The sequence below is a fragment of the Streptococcus suis genome, assembly GCF_002964045.1.
Lineage (GTDB): Bacteria > Bacillota > Bacilli > Lactobacillales > Streptococcaceae > Streptococcus > Streptococcus suis_U.
Genome location: NZ_POPB01000652.1, coordinates 1 through 310, shown reverse-complemented (window position 1 = coordinate 310; position 310 = coordinate 1). Strand labels below are relative to the sequence as shown.

Below are 310 nucleotides of genomic sequence, written 5' to 3'. Positions count from 1 at the left end.
TGATTCTCGGTAACAACAGAGTGATTATACGTATTGCGATCGACAACTGCTATTTTAGTAGGAGTAATCGCCAGGTTTGCTCCTGAACTTGCCGCCTCTAAACTTACTCCTTCGGTCAATAATTCAAGATCCGTTGAGTTAAATGAACCACGAGCATATGTTGTTGAATTAGCCTGACCTAACCCACCTAAGCCAGAGATATCAATTATCGGATTTGTTACAGCTTCACTGAATGTAATCGTTAAAAATCCCTGGTCAACTTTACCATTAAAGTTAAGTTTATCAATTAGCTCTTGGCTTCGCTCAGGAG

The 310-nt window shown here is 40.0% G+C and carries 1 pseudogene; it reads right to left on the bottom strand.

Features of this window, described 5'->3' with window-relative positions:
- Window positions 1-310: pseudogene (locus C1E99_RS14845) on the bottom strand (YSIRK signal domain/LPXTG anchor domain surface protein); the annotation flags it as partial.